We start from the raw sequence: 17,973 nt of genomic DNA on the forward strand, positions 1-17,973 counted from the left end.
TATAAGAGACAGGTATGGTGGCGGTGGCCGCCGTCCGCGCGGCGGGAGGCGGCGGGCCCGGGAGCGGTGGCGTCCGCCCGGGCGTGGCCACGATGACCCCCTACTCCGGAGCACCCATGACGCACCCGCAGCCAGACGTCCTGCCCATGGCCAACCCGATACGCCCCTACGCGTGGGGATCGCGGGCCGCCATCGCCGCGTTGCAGGGCCGCGCGCCCGCCGCCGGACCGGAGGCGGAGCTGTGGATGGGGGCCCACCCCGGTGCGCCTTCGGTGCTGGAGACGCCCGGCGGGCGGGTGCCGCTCGGGGAGTTCATCGCGGCCGACCCGCGCCGGGCGCTCGGCGAGCCGGCGCTGGCCGCGTTCGGGCCGCGGCTGCCGTACCTGCTGAAGGTGCTCGCGGCAGAGGAGCCGCTGTCGCTCCAGGTCCACCCCACGCCTGAGCAGGCGGCCGAGGGCTACGCGGCCGAGGACCGGGCCGGTACGCCGGCCGACGCCCCCGACCGCAACTACCGCGACCCCTACGCCAAGCCCGAGTTGCTGTGCGCGCTGGAGCCGTTCGAGGCGCTGTGCGGGTTCCGTGACCCGGCCGAGTCGGCCGCGCTGCTCGACGGGCTCGACGGGCTCGGCGTGCCCGCGCTCGCGCCGTTCGCCGCGGCGCTGCGCCGCGGCGAGATCCACGAGGTGGTCTCCGGCCTGCTCACGCTGCCCGCCGAGGGCAGGGCGGAGCTGGTCGGCGCGGTGGCGGCGGCCTGCGCGGCCGATGCCGGCCTGGCCTGGGCCGCCGGCCTCGCCGAGCACTATCCGGGCGACCCGGGCGTGGTGATCGCGCTGCTCATGCACCGGCTGACGCTGGCTCCCGGCGAGGCGCTGTACGTGCCCGCCGGGCAGCCGCACAGCTATCTGCGCGGGGTGGGCGTGGAGGTGATGAGCGCGTCGGACAACGTGCTGCGCGGCGGGCTGACCGGCAAGCACATCGACATCCCCGAGCTGCTGCGCATCCTGTCCCCGAAGGCGGGCGACCCGGTCGTGGTGCGGCCGGTACGGCAGGGCGCGGAGGAGGTCTACCGGACGCCCGCGCGGGAGTTCCGGCTGTCCAGGATCGACGTGGAAGGGGAGGTCGAACTACCCGCGTCAGGCCCGTCGATTCTGCTCACAGTAAGTGGAGATGTCACGGTTTATGACAATGAGGTACCGGAAGGCAGCGAATCGCGGCAGAATGGGCCACGGCCCGGCCCGCCCGGGCTCGGCCTCGCGCCGGGCGCCTCGGTGTTCGTCACCGCGGCCTCCGGGCCGATCCGCCTTTCGGGTCGCGGCTCGGCGTACCGTGCCTCCGTCCCCGACTGAAAGAGGTACGCATTTGCGCAGGTCGCAGAGATCCGGCAGTTTTCTGTACACCAGGGACCGCAAATCCACCTAAAATCCGCCGATGTGAACCAATCTCCCGAGAGGTTGCCGACGCGCGAGCGGTCGCCGCGGCCGGTGACGGGTCGGCACCGCCGCCCCGTGCCCGCCCAGCTTCCGGCGCACGCCCCCGCGCTCGTCCTCGCCGTGCCCGGCTCGGGCGACGAGGTCTCCGCCGAGGTGGCCGGCGCCCTCGCCGTGGAGAATCCACACGTCGACGTCCGGCTGGCGCACCTGGACGACGGTGCCGAATGCGTGGCCAAGCAGCTCGCCGAGCTGGCCGCGGGACGGCCCGAGGGCGCGACGGCCGCCGTGGTGGTACCGCTGGTGACCGGCCCCTATCCGCGCGTGTTCCACATCATCCGCGAGGCCGTCGCACAGAGCGGCGTCAACGTGATCGTCACCGACCCGCTGGGCCCGCATCCCATGCTCGCCGAGGCCCTGCACATACGGCTGGCCGACAAGGGCCTGGCCAGGGCCGACCGGATGCGCCTGTTCAACATCGGGGCCCCGGTGGACGGGGTGATCGTGGCCACGACGGGCGGCGGGGAGGCCGCGCGAGCCGCCGAGACGACCGCCGTGCTGCTGGCCGCGCGTCTCGCCGTCCCGGTGGTGGCGGCCTCCATCGACGCCGCGCCGAGCATCGGCGACGCCAGCGAGCGGCTGCACCGGATCGGCGCCTCCAAGCTGGCCATCGCGCCCTACGTGATCGGGCCGGAAGGCGACCTGGGCAAGGTCGCCGCGGCGGCCGAGGCGATCGGCGCCGGGTACGGCGACGCCATCGGGGCGCACACCGCCGTGGTGCAGCTCGTGGCGGGCCTGTACGGCGGCTGCCTGGAGGAGATCTGAGCCACCGCCGCCTCTACAGCGGCACCGCGAACACGCTGCGCCTGCCGCGGAACTCTGTCACGCTCCACAGCGTGCCCTGCTCCCGCCAGCAGGTGAGGTCTTCCGGGCCGACCGGGTAGGAGCGGGAGGCGGGCTCCCCGCCGTCCGGGACCACGATCAGCGAGCCGTTGCCCGAGCCGCCGCGTCCCCGGCTGAAGTACCACGTGCCGGCGTGCGACAGCGCGCCCTGGATCTCGCCGTCCGGCGCGGTGTGGGCGTCGATCGGCACGGCCGCGCCGCCGGATTCGGCGAGCGCCGCCCCGTCCAGCGCCCACCGCGCCACCCGCCCGGTGCGGCCCTTCTCCTTGACGTACTCCCCGGACAGCAGCAGGTCGCGTTCGCCGCTGCGATCGACGGCCAGGTAGGAGAACCGGGCCGCCCCCTCGTCGGCCGCCCAGGCATCGATCTGCGGCAGGATGTAGCGGTAGCCGAAGGCGTGCGGCTCGCCGCCGTGCCTGCCGATCTTCTCGGGGTCGCCGGCGTCGTCGCGGCCGGTCTTCATGTCGAGGAACCGCGCGAGGTCGAAGACCCGCAGGCCGTGCGCGGTGTCGGCGACGAACAGGTGCCCGGCGTACCACGCGATGCCGCCCGCGTGGACGGGCACCGGGCCGAAGGACCCGTCGGGCTCGGCCGTCACCAGCAGTACGTGCCGGTAGCGCAGCGAGCCGGGATCCAGGAAGCTCACCCGCGCGCCGCGCTCGCCCGACGCCGGCCGCCAGTGCCAGCTCACCGCGAACGCCGGGCTGTCGTACCCGCCGTCGGACGCGCAGGTCACCCCCTGCGGATACCAGTCGGCGGTGTCGTCGTCGGCGGCGTCGAAGGTGTACCAGTCGGCGGGCCGGGGTTTCATCCCGGCGAACGCGCCGGTGCGCGCCTTCCTGGCGGCCTTGCGGTTGGCGCCGGCGAGGACCGCCGCCAGATCGGCGCGGTCCAGGTCGCGTCCGAGCGCCTCGGCCCCCTCGGCGAGCCCGCCCGCGGCACGCCGCAGCGTGAACGGCGCGGGATCGACCGATCTCATCCCCGTGGTCATGTGATGCCCTTCCGTCACCAACGGCTTTACCCGGATGGCGGGCATGATTCCATGGGATGAGAAACTCCTCATCTTGACATGTCAGGCCATGTGTGGACCGGAGCGTCCGTGAAGGCCAAATCACGATAACGGGCGATCATTCGCTCCCACGCGTCCGGCCGGTCGCGCAGCGCGGCCATGGCCCGCCGCTGCCACGCGGCCCCGGTACGGCGCAACCGGATCCGCTCGCGGACGATCCCGAGCGCCGTCTCCGCCTCCGCGGGGTCCACTCCGGCGTTCTCCAGCCCTTCCCGCGCCAGCGGGAGCAGGCCGAGGGCGAGATCGCCGGCCCGCGTCTCGCCGTCCCTGCCCGGCCAGGCCATCGGGGCGTCCAGGCCGAGCGTGGCGGCGCGGTAGAAGTTGCGATAGGCGTCGCCGAACGGCATCGTGCCGATCCAGCCCGGCCGCTCGGCCATCGCCAGCACCAGTCCCACCAGGAAGGCCGCGTTGGCGGCCATGTCGGCGGCGGTGGGCCCGGCCGGCAGCGCCCGCATCTCCACCCGCAGGTGCCCGCCGTCGGCGGGGTCGTACACCGGCCTGTTCCACTGCCACACCGTGCCCTGGTGCATGCGCAGTTCGGTGAGGTGGGGCAGGCCGCCGTCGCGGACCACGGCCAGCGGGTCCTCCTCCGCGCCGAGCGCGGGCACCAGCGGCTCGTAGTCGCGGACATAGCGGGCGAACAGCTCCTCCGCGCCGCCCTTGAGCCACTCCGAGCCGAACGCCACCCGGCCGTCCCTGCGCCAGCGCCGCTCGATGTCGCGGTCGTCGGCCGACTCCTCGAACAGCGCGATCCTGGTCTCCTCCCACAGCTCTCTGCCGAGGAAGAACGGCGAGTTGCCGGAGACGGCCAGCACGGGGGCCACGGCGAGCTGCGCGGCGTTGTAGACCTGGTCGAACTCGGCCGGTTCGGTGCGCAGGTGGACCTGCCATGAGGTGTTGGCGCTCTCCAGGATCACGTCCTCCACCTGCAGCTCCAGCCGCTGCGCGCCGTGGATGCGCACCCGGAAGGGCTCAGGGCGCAGCCGCCTGATGCCCCGGCTCAGCGCCCGGTAGCGGCGTTCGTCGCTCATCGACTCCCGGGTGAAGTCGGCCTCCGACAGCGTGGGCAGGATGCCGATGGCCACCACTCCCCCGCCCTCCCCGGCGGCGGCCCGGTCCACGGCGGCGACGGTCTGGCGGATCTCGGCGTCCAGCGCGGCGAACGGCCGGCCCGCCAGCGGCACGGGGGTCAGATTCACTTCCAGGTTGAACCGGCCCAGTTCCAGCACGACGCGGTCATCGCCGAGCGCGGTGCGCACCTCCTCGTTGCGCGGCAGCGCCCGGCCGTCCGGCCCGACCAGGAACAGTTCCAGCTCCGCGCCGACGCTGCGCGGCCCGCGGCCGAAGCCCGGCCTGGCCAGCAGTTCGCGCAGCGCGGCCAGGCAGGACGAGAGCCGTTCGCCGAACTCGGCGAACTCCCGCTCGGCGTACCGCTCCCTGTCGACGTCTTTCCCCATCCACCCGGCTCCTCAAGGTCGGCGTCCCGGCACCTCCCCTTCTGTCCACCCCGGGCGGTTCCACACATCAGGTCAGGGCGCGTACCGGAAGGCCCGTGCCCCAGCGGGCGATGGCCTCGTCGTCGGCGAAGGCCAGCGCGCGCAGCATGTTCCCGCCGTCGGTGGCGGCCACGGCGCGGCGCAGGCGCTGCCGCATCCGCTCGGGCAGTTCGGCCGTACCGGCCTCGATGGTGTCGCCGTAGAAGGGCGCGAAGGCCACCCCGGCGAACCCGGTACGGCGCAGCAGCGTCGGCATGGTGAGCGAGGAGTAGAACATCAGGTGGTTCTTGGTGAACCCGCTCCAGGCCGCCCCGTGCGCCTTGAGCAGCAGCGATCGGGCGTTGACCGTGAGGACGAGCAGCACGCCGCCCGGGGCGAGCAGCCGGCGCAGCCTGGCGAAGTCGTCCAGCGGGCGGGGCAGGTGCGCGAGCACCGACCACAGGGTGATCACGTCGAAGCCGCCCGCGGCGATCTCCGGTACGTCCTCGGGGGCCCCGTGGTAGGCGGTGGCCGCGGACAGCCGCGCGTTGGCCTGCTCGACCGAATCGGGCGACAGGTCCACGCCGTAGGCGTCGAAACCCAGTTCCTCGGCCAGTTCCAGGAACAGGCCGGCGCCGCAGCCGAAGTCCAGCAGCCGGCGTTTGGCGCCGTCGGCGAGGACCTGGCCGAAGGCGTCCATGGTCAGGCGGTACCGAAGCCGCCGGCCGGCCGCGTAGTCGCCGGTCAGGAACCCGCTGTAGCCGCTGGCGTACAGGTCGCCGAGGCGTTCTGGACGCACGTTGGGGTTGCGGTAGAGGAATCCGCACGAGGGGCAGCGCACGACGCGGTAGGTCCACGACTCCTGGCCGTCCTGCTGGGGCCCGGTGGGCGTGAACAGCGGCTGCTGGCGGGACTCGCCGCACATGTGGCAGGTGATGAACTCCTCGATCTCGCCCAGCGGCACCCGCGAGCGGTAGGCGTCCAGGGAGACGATCGGGGACCTGCGCAACAGCAGGCTCCACTGGATCTCCCTGGCATATCTCTCACCCGGCCGGACATAGATTCGCTGACCCCAGGGAACGCGGTCGAAACGGGAACCATAGGCGATCCGGGCGATCGCTCGTTTTGCTGACGCCATCGCGGAACCTCGTGTCAATCCTGTGCGCTCACGGATACATGGCATCACTACCGCCACAAGCCCGGCACGACTCCCAAAAAGTATTTTGCGGCTTCATGCCATAAACCAGTCCCTGCTGTTTTCGGCGCGTCACCATGTGTCCGCTGTATGGGCCGTTAAGGTGGTGATGTCCCCCGAAGTCAGCGTGTGTGGGGGGCGTCATGAAGTGGGCAGGTCCGATCGTCGCCGCGGGGATGCTGGCGCTGGCCGCCACCGGATGCGCCGGGCAGCGCGGTGACGTCGCGCTCGGGTCCGACGGGCCGGTCTCCGGGCTGGAGTGGACGGCGTGCGACATCGGCTCCGCCAGGACCGGCGACGAGACCGCCGCGCCCACCCCGACACCGGCCGCCCAGGCCGAATGCGCCCGCCTGAAGGTCCCGCTCGACTACGCCAAGCCGGACGGCGAGACGATCGAGCTGGCCCTGATCAAGATCCCGGCGACCGGTCCCGGCGAACGGCTGGGCTCGCTGGTGTTCAACTTCGGCGGCCCCGGCGGCTCGGGCGTGGAGACGCTGGCCCAGGCCGCGCCCCGGTTCAAGACCCTCAACACCCGCTATGACCTGATCGGCTTCGACCCCAGAGGGGTCGGGCTGAGCGCTCCCGTCAAGTGCCTGGACGACCCGCAGATCGACGCGATGCAGCAGACGGAGTCCACCCCGGACACCCCCGCCGAGGTCGCCGCCTTCGAGCGGGAACAGCGCGCCCTGGTGACGGCCTGCCGGCAGCGTTCGGGCAAGCTGCTGCCGCACGTCGGCACCGTGAACGCCGCCCGCGACATGGACCGCCTGCGGATCGCGCTGGGCAGCCGCAAACTCGACTATTTCGGCATTTCCTACGGCACCGAGCTGGGCGCGGCCTACGCGCACAGCTTCCCGCGCAACGTCGGGCGGATGGTGCTGGACGGCGCGGTGGACACCAAGATCGACAAGACCTCGCTCGGCCTCCAGCAGGCCGCCGCCTTCCAGCGCGCCCTGACCGGCTACGCGGCCGACTGCGCCAAGGACGGCCCGCAGCTCTGCCCGCCGAGCCGGGCGGCCGGCTCCCAGGGCGCCAAGTCCGCCGACCAGATCGTCGCCGACGTCGGCGCCCTGCTGGACCGCCTGGACGAACGGCCGCTGCACACCGGTCTCGGCCGCAAGCTCAGCCAGTCGCTCGGCATGACCGGCGTCGCCACCGCCCTGTACTCACGGCAGTTGTGGCCCGCGCTCACCCAGGGCCTGGCCATGGCCGAAAAGGGCGACGGCACGATCCTGCTCACCCTGGCCGACGCACAGAACGGCCGCGACGACCAGGGCCGCTTCTCCAACCTGATGGCCGCCAACACCGCGATCACCTGCGTCGACTCCGCCGAACGGCACACCGCGGCCGATGTGGAGAAGGCGCTGCCGAAATTCCGCAACGCCTCATCCGTATTCGGCGAGTCGATGGCATGGGGAATCATGCAGTGCACCGGATGGCCGGTGCCGGGCGGCGAGTCGCCCGCGGAGGTCTCGGCCCCCGGCGCGCCGCCGATCCTCGTGCTCGGCAACACCGGCGACCCGGCCACGCCGTACGCCTGGGCGCCCGCGCTGGCCAGGGAGATCGGCACCGGCGTGCTGGTCACCCTGGAAGGCGAGGGCCACGGCTCCTACGACTCGGGCGACACCTGCCTGCGCGGCGCCGTGGACGGCTTCCTGCTCGCCGGTGAGGTGCCCAGGGACGGCACCCGGTGCGGCTGAAACGCCATTCGGCGCGCCCCAATCCGCGGCGAAACCCGGAAAAGAAAGGCGGGCGCACATCGCCGCTTTTCTTGGGGTGCCGGATCAGCCAGTATTAAAAGCTGAAAAGTACCCCCCGGAGCACAAGGAACCCAGTGATCCGAACTTTGCTCGCCGAGGACATGGATCTGGTGCGCGGGGCGATCGTCGCCCTGCTCGCCTACGAGGACGACATCGAGGTCGTCGCCGAGGTGGACAGAGGCGATCAGGTGGTGGCGGCGGCGACGGCCGCCAAGCCGGACGTGGCGGTGCTCGACATCGCGATGCCGGGCATGGACGGCCTGGCCGCGGCCCAGGCTCTGCACGACCGTTTACCCGAGTGCGGAGTGCTGATCCTCACGGGCGTGGGCACCCCGGGCACGCTGCGCCGCGCGCTGGACGCCAACGTGCGCGGCTTCCTGGCCAAGGACGCCCCGCCGCACCGGCTCGCCGACGCCATCCGCCGGGTGGCGAACGGCGAGCGGGTGATCGACTCCGAGATCGCCATCGCCGCGATGGCCACCCCCGATTCCCCGCTCACCCCGCGCGAACTCGACGTCATCGGCGCCGCCGCGGACGGCGCGTCGATCTCCGAGATCGCCGCCACGCTCTTCCTCTCCGAGGGCACCGTCCGCAACTACCTCTCAAAGACCAGGGCGAAGCTCGGCGCGCGCAGCAGCATCGACGCGATCCGCATCGCCCGCGAGTCCGGGTGGATCTGAGTCCAGCCCGGTGTGGGCGGAGAGGAACGCCAGCGCGTCGGCGGCCAGCGCCACCGAACGACTGACCGCCCGCGCGCCGTGGCCGACGTCCGGCTCGTGGCGCAGCACCACCGGCCGGTCGCCCGCCGTCGCCCACTGCATGGCCGCGCAGGTCTTGCGGGCGTGCATCGGATCGACGCGGGTGTCGGCGGCCGAGACGGTGAACAGCGTGGCCGGGTAGCGGGTCCCGAGCCGCACCCGGTGGTAGGGCGAGTAGGCCAGCAGCCAGGCCAGCTCTTCCGGGTCGTCGGCGGTGCCGTACTCCGCGCGCCAGGCCGGGCCGAGGCCGCCGCGCTCGTAGCGGGCCATGTCCAGGATGGGGGCCGCGCAGACGGCCGCGCCGAACAGATCGGGCCGCTGGGTCAGCGCCGCGCCGACCAACAGCCCGCCGTTGGACTCCCCCCAGATGCCGAGCCGGTCGGGCGTGGTCCAGCCGTCGGCGACCAGCTTCTCGGCGGCGGCGGCGAAGTCGTCGAAGCAGTTCTGCTTGCGCTCGCGCATGCCGCCTCGGTGCCAGACCTCGCCCTCCTCGCCGCCGCCGCGCACGTGCGCCACGGCCAGGACGCCCCCGGCCTCGACCCAGGCCAGCGAGTCGGCCGCGTACCCCGGCATGAGCGGCACGCCGAAGCCGCCGTAGCCGGTGAGGATCGCCGGGCGGGGCCGCCCGTCCGGCGACGGCCGGGCGACCACCATCATGCGGACCGGCGTGCCGTCGGCGGAGGCGAAGGAGACCTGGCGGCGTTCCACCGGCGGGATCGGCACGCCGCCCGGGGGGCGCTCCCACAGGGTGGCGGCGCGCTCGCGGGCGTCGTAGCGCCACACGGTGGCGGGGGTGACCGCGTCGGTGTAGGTGAACCACGCCTCGTGCCCGCCTTCCGGGCGGGCGGTGAGCGAGCCGACGGTGCCGCCGCCGGGGGTCTCCACCAGGCGCAGCCGCTCCCCGGTGGCGAGGTCGTGCACGCCGATCTCACCGACCGCGTGCCTGATCCGTACGGCGAGCAGTTCCGGCGCGTCCAGTTCCGGCCCGTCCAGGATGGTGAACGCGCCGAGCACCGCCTCCTCGTCCTGCGGGATCAGCACCGACTGTTCCCCGGGCCGCTTGGGATCGGCCACGCAGAGCATGCCGCGCGGCGCGTCCCGGTCGGTGAGCACGTACAGCCGGCCGTCACGCCCGACCGCCGCCACGGCGCGCGCGCCCGAGGCGCGGGTCTGCACCGCCCGGAACTCCGGATCGCCCCCCGCCGACAGGTCGGCCAGCCACAGGTCGTTGGGCGTCCCGGGGCCGGGGGCCGCCGACAGGGTGAGCCAGCGCCCGTCCGCGCTGATGCCCAGGCCGTAGGAGAATCCCTCGCCCGCGCTCAGCACGAGCCCGTCCTTTTCCACGGGCGTGCCCAGGGCGTGCAGGTAGACGCCCTGCCGGAAGCGGACGTAGTAGAACCCGGCACCGCCGGGCAGCCAGCCCACCGGGGAGTACCGGCAGCCGCCGATCGGGCCGTCCACCGCCTCCCCGGTACCGGCGTCCATGACGTGCATGGTCGCCCGCTCGTCGCCGCGCCGCGAGACCTGGTAGGCCACCAGCCGCCCCGTGGGGTCGGGCTGCCAGGCGTCCAGGGTGGTCAGGCCGGTCGGGTCCAGCCGCATCGGGTCCAGCAGCGCCGCGCCGTCCCGGCACAGCACCGGGTGCTCCTGGCCGGGCGACCTGCGCAGCGTGAAGGCGTGCGGGCCGCGCCACTCCGGCGCGGTGACCGATCCGACCGCGCCGAGTTCGGCCAGCCGGGCGCGGAACCGCTCGCGGGAGGGCAGCGCGCCCATCACCTCGCGGCACAGCCGGTCCTGCTCGGCCAGCCATCTCACGGTGACGGGGTCGCCGGGGTCCTCCAGCCGGCGGTAGGGGTCGGCGACCCGGTGCCCGTGCAGGTGATCGGTGATCGGCAGACGTTCGGCGGGGGGATATCGCATCAGGCATACTCCGGTTCCCAGTGGCCGACCAGATCGGCGTACGGCGGAGCGGCGCGGACCAGCTCGGCGTGCGTGCCGAGCCAGGTACGCCCACCGTCCATGAGCAGCACACGCCGGGCGCGCAGCGCCGAGGAGAGCCGGTGCGCGACGACGATCAGCGTGCCACCGCGCGCGGCGAACGCGCGTTCGGCCCGCTCCTCGGCGGCAGGGTCCAGGTGGCAGGTGGCCTCGTCCAGGATCACCAGCCGCGCGGGGCTCAGGTAGGCGCGGACCAGGGCGATGAGCTGGCGCTGCCCGGCGGGCAGCGCCCCGGGATCGACCTCACCGCCATAGCCGCCGCAGCGGGCCACCAGGGGCTCGGCCCCGAGTTCGGCCACCGCCCGCTCGACCCGGGCCCGGCCGGCGTCGGCGAGGTAGGCGAAGTTCTCCAGCAGCGGGCCGCGGAAGACGTACGCCTCCTGCGGGATCAGCACCCGGCCGGGGCGGGCCGCCCGGTGCGCCGCGACGCCGCCGATCAGCACCGCGCCCGCGTCGGGGCGGAGCATCCCGGCGATCAGCGCGGTCAGGGTGGACTTGCCCGCGCCGCTCGGCCCGACCACGGCGAGGTGGTCGCCCTCGGGGATCAGCAGGTCCATACGGTCCACGACCGGCTCGGCGTGCGGGCCGTAGGCGAAGGTCGCCGCGCGCAGTTCCACGGCGTGGCCGTCCGGCTCCTCGGCGGCCACCGGGACGGCGGGCGGTGCCGACCGCAGGATCCGGTCCAGGGACACCGCCAGCCGTACGCCGCTCACCGCCACGCCCTCCACCAGCCCGTTCAGCGCGGGCGCGAGCGACTGCGTGACGTAGGCGAGCGCCCCGACGATGACCCCGGCCGCGGCCCCGTTGGCGAGCAGCCATGGGGTCCCGGCGAGGACCAGCACGACCGGGAGCCAGCCGCCCACCGCGAGCGCCGCGGTACGGGCCGCGGTGACCCTGGCCAGCGCACGGGCGGCGGCGGACTGCTCCTCCACCCGGCCCTCGGCATGGACGGCGATCCGGTCCTGCGCGCCGCAGGCGGCGATGTCGCGCAGCCCGCCGGCCAGGCCGGCCAGTTCCTCGGCGGTCCGCTCGTCGGCGAGCAGGAACGCGCGCTGCCGCCGGGCCAGGGCGGGCAGCGAGATCAGGAACAGCGCGAGGCCCGCGGCGAACGGCGGCAGCACCAGCAGGGCCACCTGCGGAAGCAGGGTGAGCATCCCGAGGGTGACGCTGACCAGCGTGAACGCGAAACCGCGGACGACGGTGACGACGGCGGCGAAGGCGTCCCTGGCCAGTTCGACCTGGAGGTTGGCGCGGGCCACGGCGGCGCTGCCGACCGCCGCGGGGGCCTGGAAGGCGCCCGAGGCACGGCGCAGCGCGCCGGTGACGACGTGGGCGAGCAGTTCGTCGCGCAGCGGTTCGGCGATCCTGGCCACGGCCAGGACCACCTGGCGGGCGCCGACGGCCGCCACCACCCAGGCCGCGCCGAGCAGGGCGAGCCAGGCCAGGCCGGTCCCCGGGCGGCCCGCCGCGAACCCGTCGTCGATGGCGCGGGCCACGGCGAAGCCCACCAGGAACGCGGGCGCGGTCTCCAGCACCGACCAGCCGGCGATCTCGGCGAGCCGGCGGGGGTTGCGCAGCAGGACGTCGCGCAGCAGCCGCACGGGGGTCATGTGACGGCCTCCGGCACGGCCGTCCGCGGGGTCTCGGCGGGCGGCGAGTGCCGCTGGAAGACGGCCCGGTACGCAGGGTCCGCCCACAGCTCGCGGTGCGTGCCGCGGGCGCGTACGCGGCCGTCCTCCAGCCAGATCACGTCGTCGGCACGGGCGGCCGTCCCCGGCCGGTGCGCGACGATCAGCCGGGTGCGCGCCGCCGTGCCGCCGGCCAGGGCCTCGCTCACCCGCCTTTCGGTCACGGTGTCCAGGCTCGATGTGGCGTCGTCGAGCACGAGCAGGCGGTTCGCCTGGGCGAAGGCGCGGGCCAGGCCGATCCGCTGGCGTTCGCCGCCGGACAGCGGGGCCTCGGTCACGGGCGTCGCATAGCCCTGCGGGAGGCGGCGGATGAACTCGTCCGCGCAGGCGGCGCGGGCCGCCGCCCTGGTGGCGGACTCCGCCGCGCCGAGGCCGATCGCCTCGGCCACCGTGCCGCCCACCAGGACGGGGCGGGCGAAGGCGAACCCGACCGCGTGCCGCAGTTCGGCCCGCGAAAGGTCGGCGAGCGGTACGCCGTCCAGGGTCACCGTGCCGCGCTCGGGGTCGGTCAGCCGTCCGGCGAGGGCGGCCAGCAGCGACTTGCCCGCCCCGGAGCGGCCGACCACGGCGGTGGTGGACCCGCCGTCGATGACCAGGTCGCCGACGTCCAGGCCGGGGGCGGTCACACCGTGGAACTCCACGGTGCCGGGTCCGGGCGGTAGTGTGCGATCCCCGTGACGGACGGGTGGCACGGCGAGCACGCCGGCCACCCGCCCGGCCGCCGAACGGGCCCGGGCCAGGCCGCCCGCGTAGCCGAGCACCGTGCTGAGCGCGAGGCCGAGCACGGCGTACCTCGCGGCGGCGTACAGTTCGCCGACGGTCAGCTCACCGGCGGCCATCCTCAGGCCCCCGGCGGCGAGCACGGCGACCTCCACGACCGGGACCAGCACACCGGCCTTGGCCCCGGCGGACGCGGTGACCCGCCACAGGTCCATGCCGCAGGCGCGCAAGGCGGGCAGCGGGGCCAGGACGCGGGCCGTCTCCCGCTGCTCGGTACCGGCGGCGGCGATGGTCCGCACGCCGCTCAGCGCGTCGAGCAGGGCGGTGGCGATGCGGCCCTGGGCGTCCTGGTAGCCGGCGGCGATGGCGGTGCCGGCGCGCATGAAGGCGCGCAGCACGAGCAGCACCAGGGCGATGCCGGCGACGAGCGCGATGGTCAGCAGGGGGTCGATGAGGGTGAGCGCGACCAGGCCGCCCACCGTCGGCACGGCCAGCGCGAGGGCGCCGACCAGCGACTCGGGGGCGCGTCCGGTCTCCTCGGCGTTCAGGCCCGCGCGGGTGACCAGGTCGCCCTCGGCGAACCTGGCCCGCATGGCGTCGCCCGCGCCGAGGATGCTCCGTACCAGCGTGCGGCGCAGCCAGGCCGAGGCGTGCGCGCCGGTCGCGCCTCTGGCCCACACCGCGGCGGCCTCACAGACCACGACGCCGGTCACCAGGGCGGCGCAGACGCCCAGCCAGGTCAGGCGGCCGGGCGCGGCGGTGACGAATCCGTCGATCGTCAGCCCGGCGGCGAAGGGGAGCACCAGTTCACAGACGGCGCCCGCGACGGCCGCCACGGCGAGCACGGCCGGCCAGGGCCCGCCCCGCCGTACGGTCGCAGCCACCAGCCGGTCCCCGGCGCGCGGATCGAGCGCGTCGGCCGGGCCGGGGACGGGTGGCGCGTCCGGCGCGACGGCGGCGTTCTGGGCGTTCGAGGTGTTCACCTCTTCGGCCTCCACAAACGCCTCCTGACGCGCGTAGAATCATGGGAAAGGACCGGGCGGCCCGTAGCCGGGCCGCCCGGGGGCATGAGCAGCCGATCAGTGGCAGAGGGCGACACTGAGGTTGCTCGGGCGGCCGGAGTGGCAGCTCAGGACCGTGAGCGTGCTGCCGCCGCTGGCGACGTCGCTGCTCGACGGGGTCTCCATGCCCTGCAGGTCGAGAAGAACCATGTGCGTTACACCTCCTTCCCATACTCGTGACCGACCGGCCGCGGGGTCGCGGCCGGAAGCAACGGCAGGCGCACCGGGCGCCCGGACATCACGGTGGCCAGGGCGAACAGCACGCCCGCCGTACCCGTCGCGAAGTCCATGGACAGCCGCAGCAACTGGTCGCCGGGGAAGGCGAGGCCGCCGCGGTAGGGCAGCGCGTGCCAGGCGAGCCCGCGCACCTGCCGGTCGATGAGGGGGTCGGGGTGGTCGCCGGCGTCCGGGCCGCGCAGGCCCGCGCCGAGTGCGGCGATGATCCCGGCCCTGCCGGTGAACAGTCCCGGCTGGACGAAGAAGCCTGATCGCGCCACCATGCGCAGCGCGTCGAGTTCGGCGGCCAGCTCGGGGTCCTCGCGCAGCGCGAGGTATTCGGCCAGCACCACGCCGATGCCCACGGAGCCCTCGTCCAGGTAGGGCAGCAGCCGCCAGCCCTGGTTCACCTGGAGTGATCCGTCGGCGGCCCGGCGGCAGCGGCGCAGGTCCTGGCGGATGGCCGTGCCGGCGAGGTCGAGCAGCGCCGGGTCTGCGGTGCGCCGGTGGGCGGCGAGGAAGAGCAGCGCGGGGCCGCTCGCGCCGTGCATGAGGCCGGCTCTGGGGTTGGTGCCGCCGCTGGTCTCCGGGACGTCCTCGGGGCCGCCCAGCCGTTCGGCGCAGATGTCCACGGCCCGGTGGGCGGCGCGGGTCAGCTCGGTCTCGCCGGTGGCCGCGCCGAGGTGCATCAGGTTGAGCCCGAGGCCGGACAGGCCGGTGGACAGGGCCGGCTCCAGGTCCTCCCACTTCTCGCGGAGGCAGACGTCCAGCAGGTCCAGGGCGTCGGAGCGGTGCCCGAGGCGGTGAAGTACGTGGGCCACGCCGTGCAGGCCGTCGTAGAAGCCGAGGCCGGACCCGGGTTCGGGGTCCTTGGCGCGGGCGCGCAGCCAGTCGTGGTGCGCGGGGTCGGTGGGCAGTCCGGCCTCGGCGAGGGCGTAGAGGACGCCGGCCGCGCCGTAGGCGACGCTCAGCCCGCGGCCCGGCCGGAACTGGGCGATGTCGCCGGGGAAGAGGCGGTCCTGGCGCCCGGGCGTCGCGGCGGCGGCGATCGCGCGGCCCATCGCGTCGCGTAACTCGTCCCAGGGGGCGGCGCCGGGAATCGGCAGATCCGCCATGGCGTCCTCGCCGCCCGGCCCGCCTGCCGCCGAGCCGCCGAGCACCGGGAAGCCCGCGGTGAAGCCTTCGCGTACCGGGGACTCCGCCGCGGAACCGTTCGACACCGGCATGTCCACTGCGGAGCCAGCGAGTACCGGGGACTCCGCCGTGAAGCCGTTCGGCACCGGTATTTCCACCGCGGTGCCGGCGAGGGCCGGGGAGGCGTCGGTCAGCGGGGACTCCGCCAGGGGATCACCGCCGGCCGTACCGCCCTCTGCCCCGGTACGGTCGCCGGCGTCGCCCTCGATGGCGCTGATCGCCGTGTCGATCACAGCGGACGGCACCGGGAACGTCTCGGAGACCAGCGTGCCCAGGTGGCGGGCCTTCGTGCGGTGCAGCGGCAGCATGATCGTGCACTGCGGGGCGAACAGTCCCAGCCGCAGGCAGGCCATCGCGTAGTCGTCCACCTCGACGCCCTGCCGGTCGGGCGGGGCGCTGAAGGCGGGGTGGGCGAGCGCGGCGCGGGCGCCCTCCCCGGCCAGGGTGGCCACCTCGTAGTCGATGAGCACGACCCGCTCTTCCCCGGTCTCCGCGTCCGTGGTGATCAGGATGTTGTCGGGGTGCAGGTCGCCGAAGACGACGCCGCGCTCGTGCAGCGAGTCCACCGCGCGCTGGACGCGTTCCAGCGTGGCGAGGGCCCAGCCGGTGTACTCGGCCACCTCCCCGGCGTCGCAGTCGGCGCGGGTGAACGGGTAGCGCTGGACCAGCCGGCGTTGCAGCGGGTTGCCGTCGATGAACTCCATGACCAGGAACCGGTGCTCGCCGAGCGCGAAGTAGTCGCGCAGCGCGGGCGCGGCGGGCAGCCCGGCCAGGCGGGCGAGGATGTCGCGTTCGTGGGCGAGGCGGGCCACCGCGTCCCGGCCTGCCGCGTCGAGCCCCGCGTGCGGCCTGGCCTCCTTGAGCACCACCCGCTCGCCGGTGCGGGTGTCCCTGGCCAGGTAGACGCCGCCGCCGTTGGAGAAGTGCAGCACGTTCTCGACCTGGTACGGCAGGCCGGTGGTGGTCACAGCGTTGCGGGCGGCGAGGTGCGGTTCCAGGAACGCGGGCAGCGTGGTCCAGGGCGGGACGCTGAAGATGGCGTTGCGCACGTCGGGCACGAGCCGGCCGTCGCCGTCCTCGACCGCGAGGACGCGCTCCCCCGCGCCGGACAGGGTGTGCCGCTCGGCGAAGCCGCCGTACCGGACGAACAGCGGGCCCTCCCCGTAGCGCAGGTCGCTGAGGATGTAGGGGCCGGTCACTCCGTGCAGCAACTCGTGCAGCTCTTTGAGGATGAGTTCGAGCCGGCCTTCGTCCCGGGGATAGATGGTGACCAGCTTTCCGCTGGAGGCCCGGGAGGCGGCCTTGGAGTTGAGCATGATGACGACGGGTGCGCCGCGCAGGAACTTGAACGCGATGCCGCGGGGAACGCAGTAGTCCCAGACGGCGGCGAGCGCGCGTTCGGCGTCGTCCACGCGGGCCGAGACGTGGATCTTCCAGCCCTGGGCGGGCAGCGGCGGCTCGCCGGTGGGGGCGTAGTACATCCAGGTGTCGGTGGGCTGGTGGGCCCAGCCTTCGGGGACCGGCCGGCGGGTGACGGCGAAGTCGGCGCCCGGCGCGCCGGACTGCGGCAGCGTGTCGTAGAAATGGGGGTCTGCGAGGCAGTAGAGCTCGTACTGGTCCATCGCCCCTGACCTCCCGGTTCCGATCGCTTCGATTACCTAAGAAACAATGACGAACGATGGCTAGTTTCGTCTAGTTACAGGTCACATTACTAGGATAGATTTCCTTCACGGTCCTATGTGAGATTTACACAAATGGCCGATGCGTTTCGCGATAACTGCGAGTGCGGAGAGCCCTAGAGGTTTCTTGGGAAATATACGGCAAGCCGGAAAAGCCCTCTTTGGCCGGTGGTGGCGTCCAGCCATCCCCCCAGTTCCGACACTCGTTCGCCTAGATTCAGCAGGCCGTTGCCGCCGGATCTGGCCTCCCCCCTGTCGCGGCGATATGGGGGCATCACTCCGTCGTTCGTCATGGACAGCCGGACCAGCCCGTCCCGCTCGACGAGTTGGATCGCGCACTCCCTGGCCCGGGTGTGCCGCAGGATGTTCGTCACGCCCTCGCGCAGCACGTACGCCAGCACCTCGGTGGCCTCGGCCGGCAGCCTGCGGCACGTCACCTTGATCTGGCAGCGCACGCCGGTCGACTCCAGCACCGCGCGGGCCGAACTGAGTTCGGTCTCCAGGGAGGAGGCACGCAGCCCGTGCGCCACCGAACGCACGTCCCCGGTGAGGTTCCTGGCCAGGTCCAGCAGTTCCTTGATCTCGTCGCGCACCCGCGTGTCGCCGTCGTCGTACAGCCGCTGGGTCAGCTCGATCTTCAGTACCAGCACGGCCAGCCGGTGGCCCACCAGGTCGTGCAGGTCCCGGGTGAACCGGCGGCGCTCCAGGCCGACCGCCCGCCGTACCATCTCGGTCTGCGCGCTCAACAGCCGGCGCGCCCGCGCCGCGAGCGACACCAAGGCGTACTCCGCCAGCCCGATCATCGGGACGGCGGCCGCCCACACCCCGCC

Annotated in this window: 13 protein-coding genes; 4 read left to right on the forward strand and 9 right to left on the reverse strand. The window is 73.8% G+C overall.

Annotation, left to right across the window (positions count from 1 at the left end; genetic code table 11):
- Nucleotides 1-14: 14 nt before the first annotated feature.
- Both manA and C1I98_RS17930 read left to right on the forward strand, forming a co-directional pair.
- Entirely contained in the window at nucleotides 15-1,346 is a 1,332-nt protein-coding gene (gene manA, locus C1I98_RS17925; RefSeq protein ID WP_233507961.1) for a mannose-6-phosphate isomerase, class I, read from the forward strand.
- 84 nt (nucleotides 1,347-1,430) lie between these two features.
- Nucleotides 1,431-2,252 carry a sirohydrochlorin chelatase gene (locus tag C1I98_RS17930; RefSeq protein WP_233507962.1) on the forward strand — a complete coding sequence of 274 codons (822 nt, stop codon included), beginning with the start codon at nucleotides 1,431-1,433 and terminating at the stop codon, nucleotides 2,250-2,252.
- A gap of 13 nt (nucleotides 2,253-2,265) precedes the next feature.
- On the opposite strand, the gene C1I98_RS17935 is transcribed toward C1I98_RS17930, so the two are convergent.
- From C1I98_RS17935 to C1I98_RS17945, 3 genes are all read right to left on the reverse strand, one after another.
- Nucleotides 2,266-3,309: a hypothetical protein gene (locus C1I98_RS17935; RefSeq protein WP_146607499.1), complete on the reverse strand. Its 1,044-nt coding sequence runs from the start codon at nucleotides 3,307-3,309 to the stop codon at nucleotides 2,266-2,268.
- A gap of 80 nt (nucleotides 3,310-3,389) precedes the next feature.
- Nucleotides 3,390-4,856, reverse strand: coding sequence for a glutamate-cysteine ligase family protein (locus C1I98_RS17940; protein WP_111168601.1), 1,467 nt, complete (start codon nucleotides 4,854-4,856; stop codon nucleotides 3,390-3,392).
- Nucleotides 4,857-4,923: 67 nt separating this feature from the next.
- Nucleotides 4,924-5,883, reverse strand: coding sequence for a class I SAM-dependent methyltransferase (locus C1I98_RS17945; RefSeq protein WP_158558083.1), 960 nt, complete (start codon nucleotides 5,881-5,883; stop codon nucleotides 4,924-4,926).
- A gap of 329 nt (nucleotides 5,884-6,212) precedes the next feature.
- On the opposite strand from C1I98_RS17945, the gene C1I98_RS17950 reads away from it, so the two are divergent.
- The gene (locus tag C1I98_RS17950; protein ID WP_111168603.1) at nucleotides 6,213-7,769 is read left to right on the forward strand and encodes an alpha/beta hydrolase; all 1,557 of its coding nucleotides are present in this window, start codon (nucleotides 6,213-6,215) and stop codon (nucleotides 7,767-7,769) included.
- 134 nt (nucleotides 7,770-7,903) lie between these two features.
- Entirely contained in the window at nucleotides 7,904-8,509 is a 606-nt protein-coding gene (locus C1I98_RS17955; protein ID WP_111168604.1) for a response regulator transcription factor, read from the forward strand.
- Here C1I98_RS17955 and C1I98_RS17960 read toward each other — a convergent pair.
- The 6 genes from C1I98_RS17960 to C1I98_RS17985 all read right to left on the reverse strand — a co-directional run.
- Entirely contained in the window at nucleotides 8,432-10,507 is a 2,076-nt protein-coding gene (locus tag C1I98_RS17960) for a prolyl oligopeptidase family serine peptidase (protein WP_111168605.1), read from the reverse strand. The two genes, C1I98_RS17955 and C1I98_RS17960, sit on opposite strands and share 78 nt — an antisense overlap.
- Nucleotides 10,507-12,195 (reverse strand): ATP-binding cassette domain-containing protein, encoded by a 1,689-nt coding sequence (locus C1I98_RS17965; protein WP_111168606.1) that lies wholly within the window; start codon nucleotides 12,193-12,195, stop codon nucleotides 10,507-10,509. Before C1I98_RS17965 ends, C1I98_RS17960 begins: the two co-directional genes overlap by 1 nt.
- Nucleotides 12,192-13,991, reverse strand: a complete 1,800-nt coding sequence (locus C1I98_RS17970) for an ABC transporter ATP-binding protein (RefSeq protein ID WP_233507963.1) — start codon at nucleotides 13,989-13,991, stop codon at nucleotides 12,192-12,194. Before C1I98_RS17970 ends, C1I98_RS17965 begins: the two co-directional genes overlap by 4 nt.
- A gap of 81 nt (nucleotides 13,992-14,072) precedes the next feature.
- Nucleotides 14,073-14,204 carry a SapB/AmfS family lanthipeptide gene (locus C1I98_RS17975; protein WP_111168607.1) on the reverse strand — a complete coding sequence of 44 codons (132 nt, stop codon included), beginning with the start codon at nucleotides 14,202-14,204 and terminating at the stop codon, nucleotides 14,073-14,075.
- 5 nt (nucleotides 14,205-14,209) lie between these two features.
- Nucleotides 14,210-17,086 (reverse strand): class III lanthionine synthetase LanKC, encoded by a 2,877-nt coding sequence (gene lanKC, locus C1I98_RS43970; RefSeq protein ID WP_111168608.1) that lies wholly within the window; start codon nucleotides 17,084-17,086, stop codon nucleotides 14,210-14,212.
- Nucleotides 17,087-17,259: 173 nt separating this feature from the next.
- Nucleotides 17,260-17,973, reverse strand: a 714-nt coding sequence (locus C1I98_RS17985) for a sensor histidine kinase (RefSeq protein WP_233507964.1), incomplete at its 5' end; no start/stop codon positions are given.

The sequence above is a fragment of the Spongiactinospora gelatinilytica genome (genome assembly GCF_003236385.1).
Classification (GTDB): domain Bacteria; phylum Actinomycetota; class Actinomycetes; order Streptosporangiales; family Streptosporangiaceae; genus Spongiactinospora; species Spongiactinospora gelatinilytica.

Excerpts from the sequence above, each read along its gene's own strand:
- manA (WP_233507961.1), top strand. The coding sequence starts at position 15 with ATGGTGGCGGTGGCCGCCGTCCGCGCGGCGGGAGGCGGCGGGCCCGGG.
- C1I98_RS17935 (WP_146607499.1), bottom strand. The coding sequence starts at position 3,309 with ATGAGATCGGTCGATCCCGCGCCGTTCACGCTGCGGCGTGCCGCGGGC.
- C1I98_RS17940 (WP_111168601.1), bottom strand. The coding sequence starts at position 4,856 with ATGGGGAAAGACGTCGACAGGGAGCGGTACGCCGAGCGGGAGTTCGCC.
- C1I98_RS17950 (WP_111168603.1), top strand. The coding sequence starts at position 6,213 with ATGAAGTGGGCAGGTCCGATCGTCGCCGCGGGGATGCTGGCGCTGGCC.
- C1I98_RS17960 (WP_111168605.1), bottom strand. The coding sequence starts at position 10,507 with ATGCGATATCCCCCCGCCGAACGTCTGCCGATCACCGATCACCTGCAC.
- C1I98_RS17965 (WP_111168606.1), bottom strand. The coding sequence starts at position 12,195 with ATGACCCCCGTGCGGCTGCTGCGCGACGTCCTGCTGCGCAACCCCCGC.
- C1I98_RS17975 (WP_111168607.1), bottom strand. The coding sequence starts at position 14,204 with ATGGTTCTTCTCGACCTGCAGGGCATGGAGACCCCGTCGAGCAGCGAC.
- lanKC (WP_111168608.1), bottom strand. The coding sequence starts at position 17,086 with ATGGACCAGTACGAGCTCTACTGCCTCGCAGACCCCCATTTCTACGAC.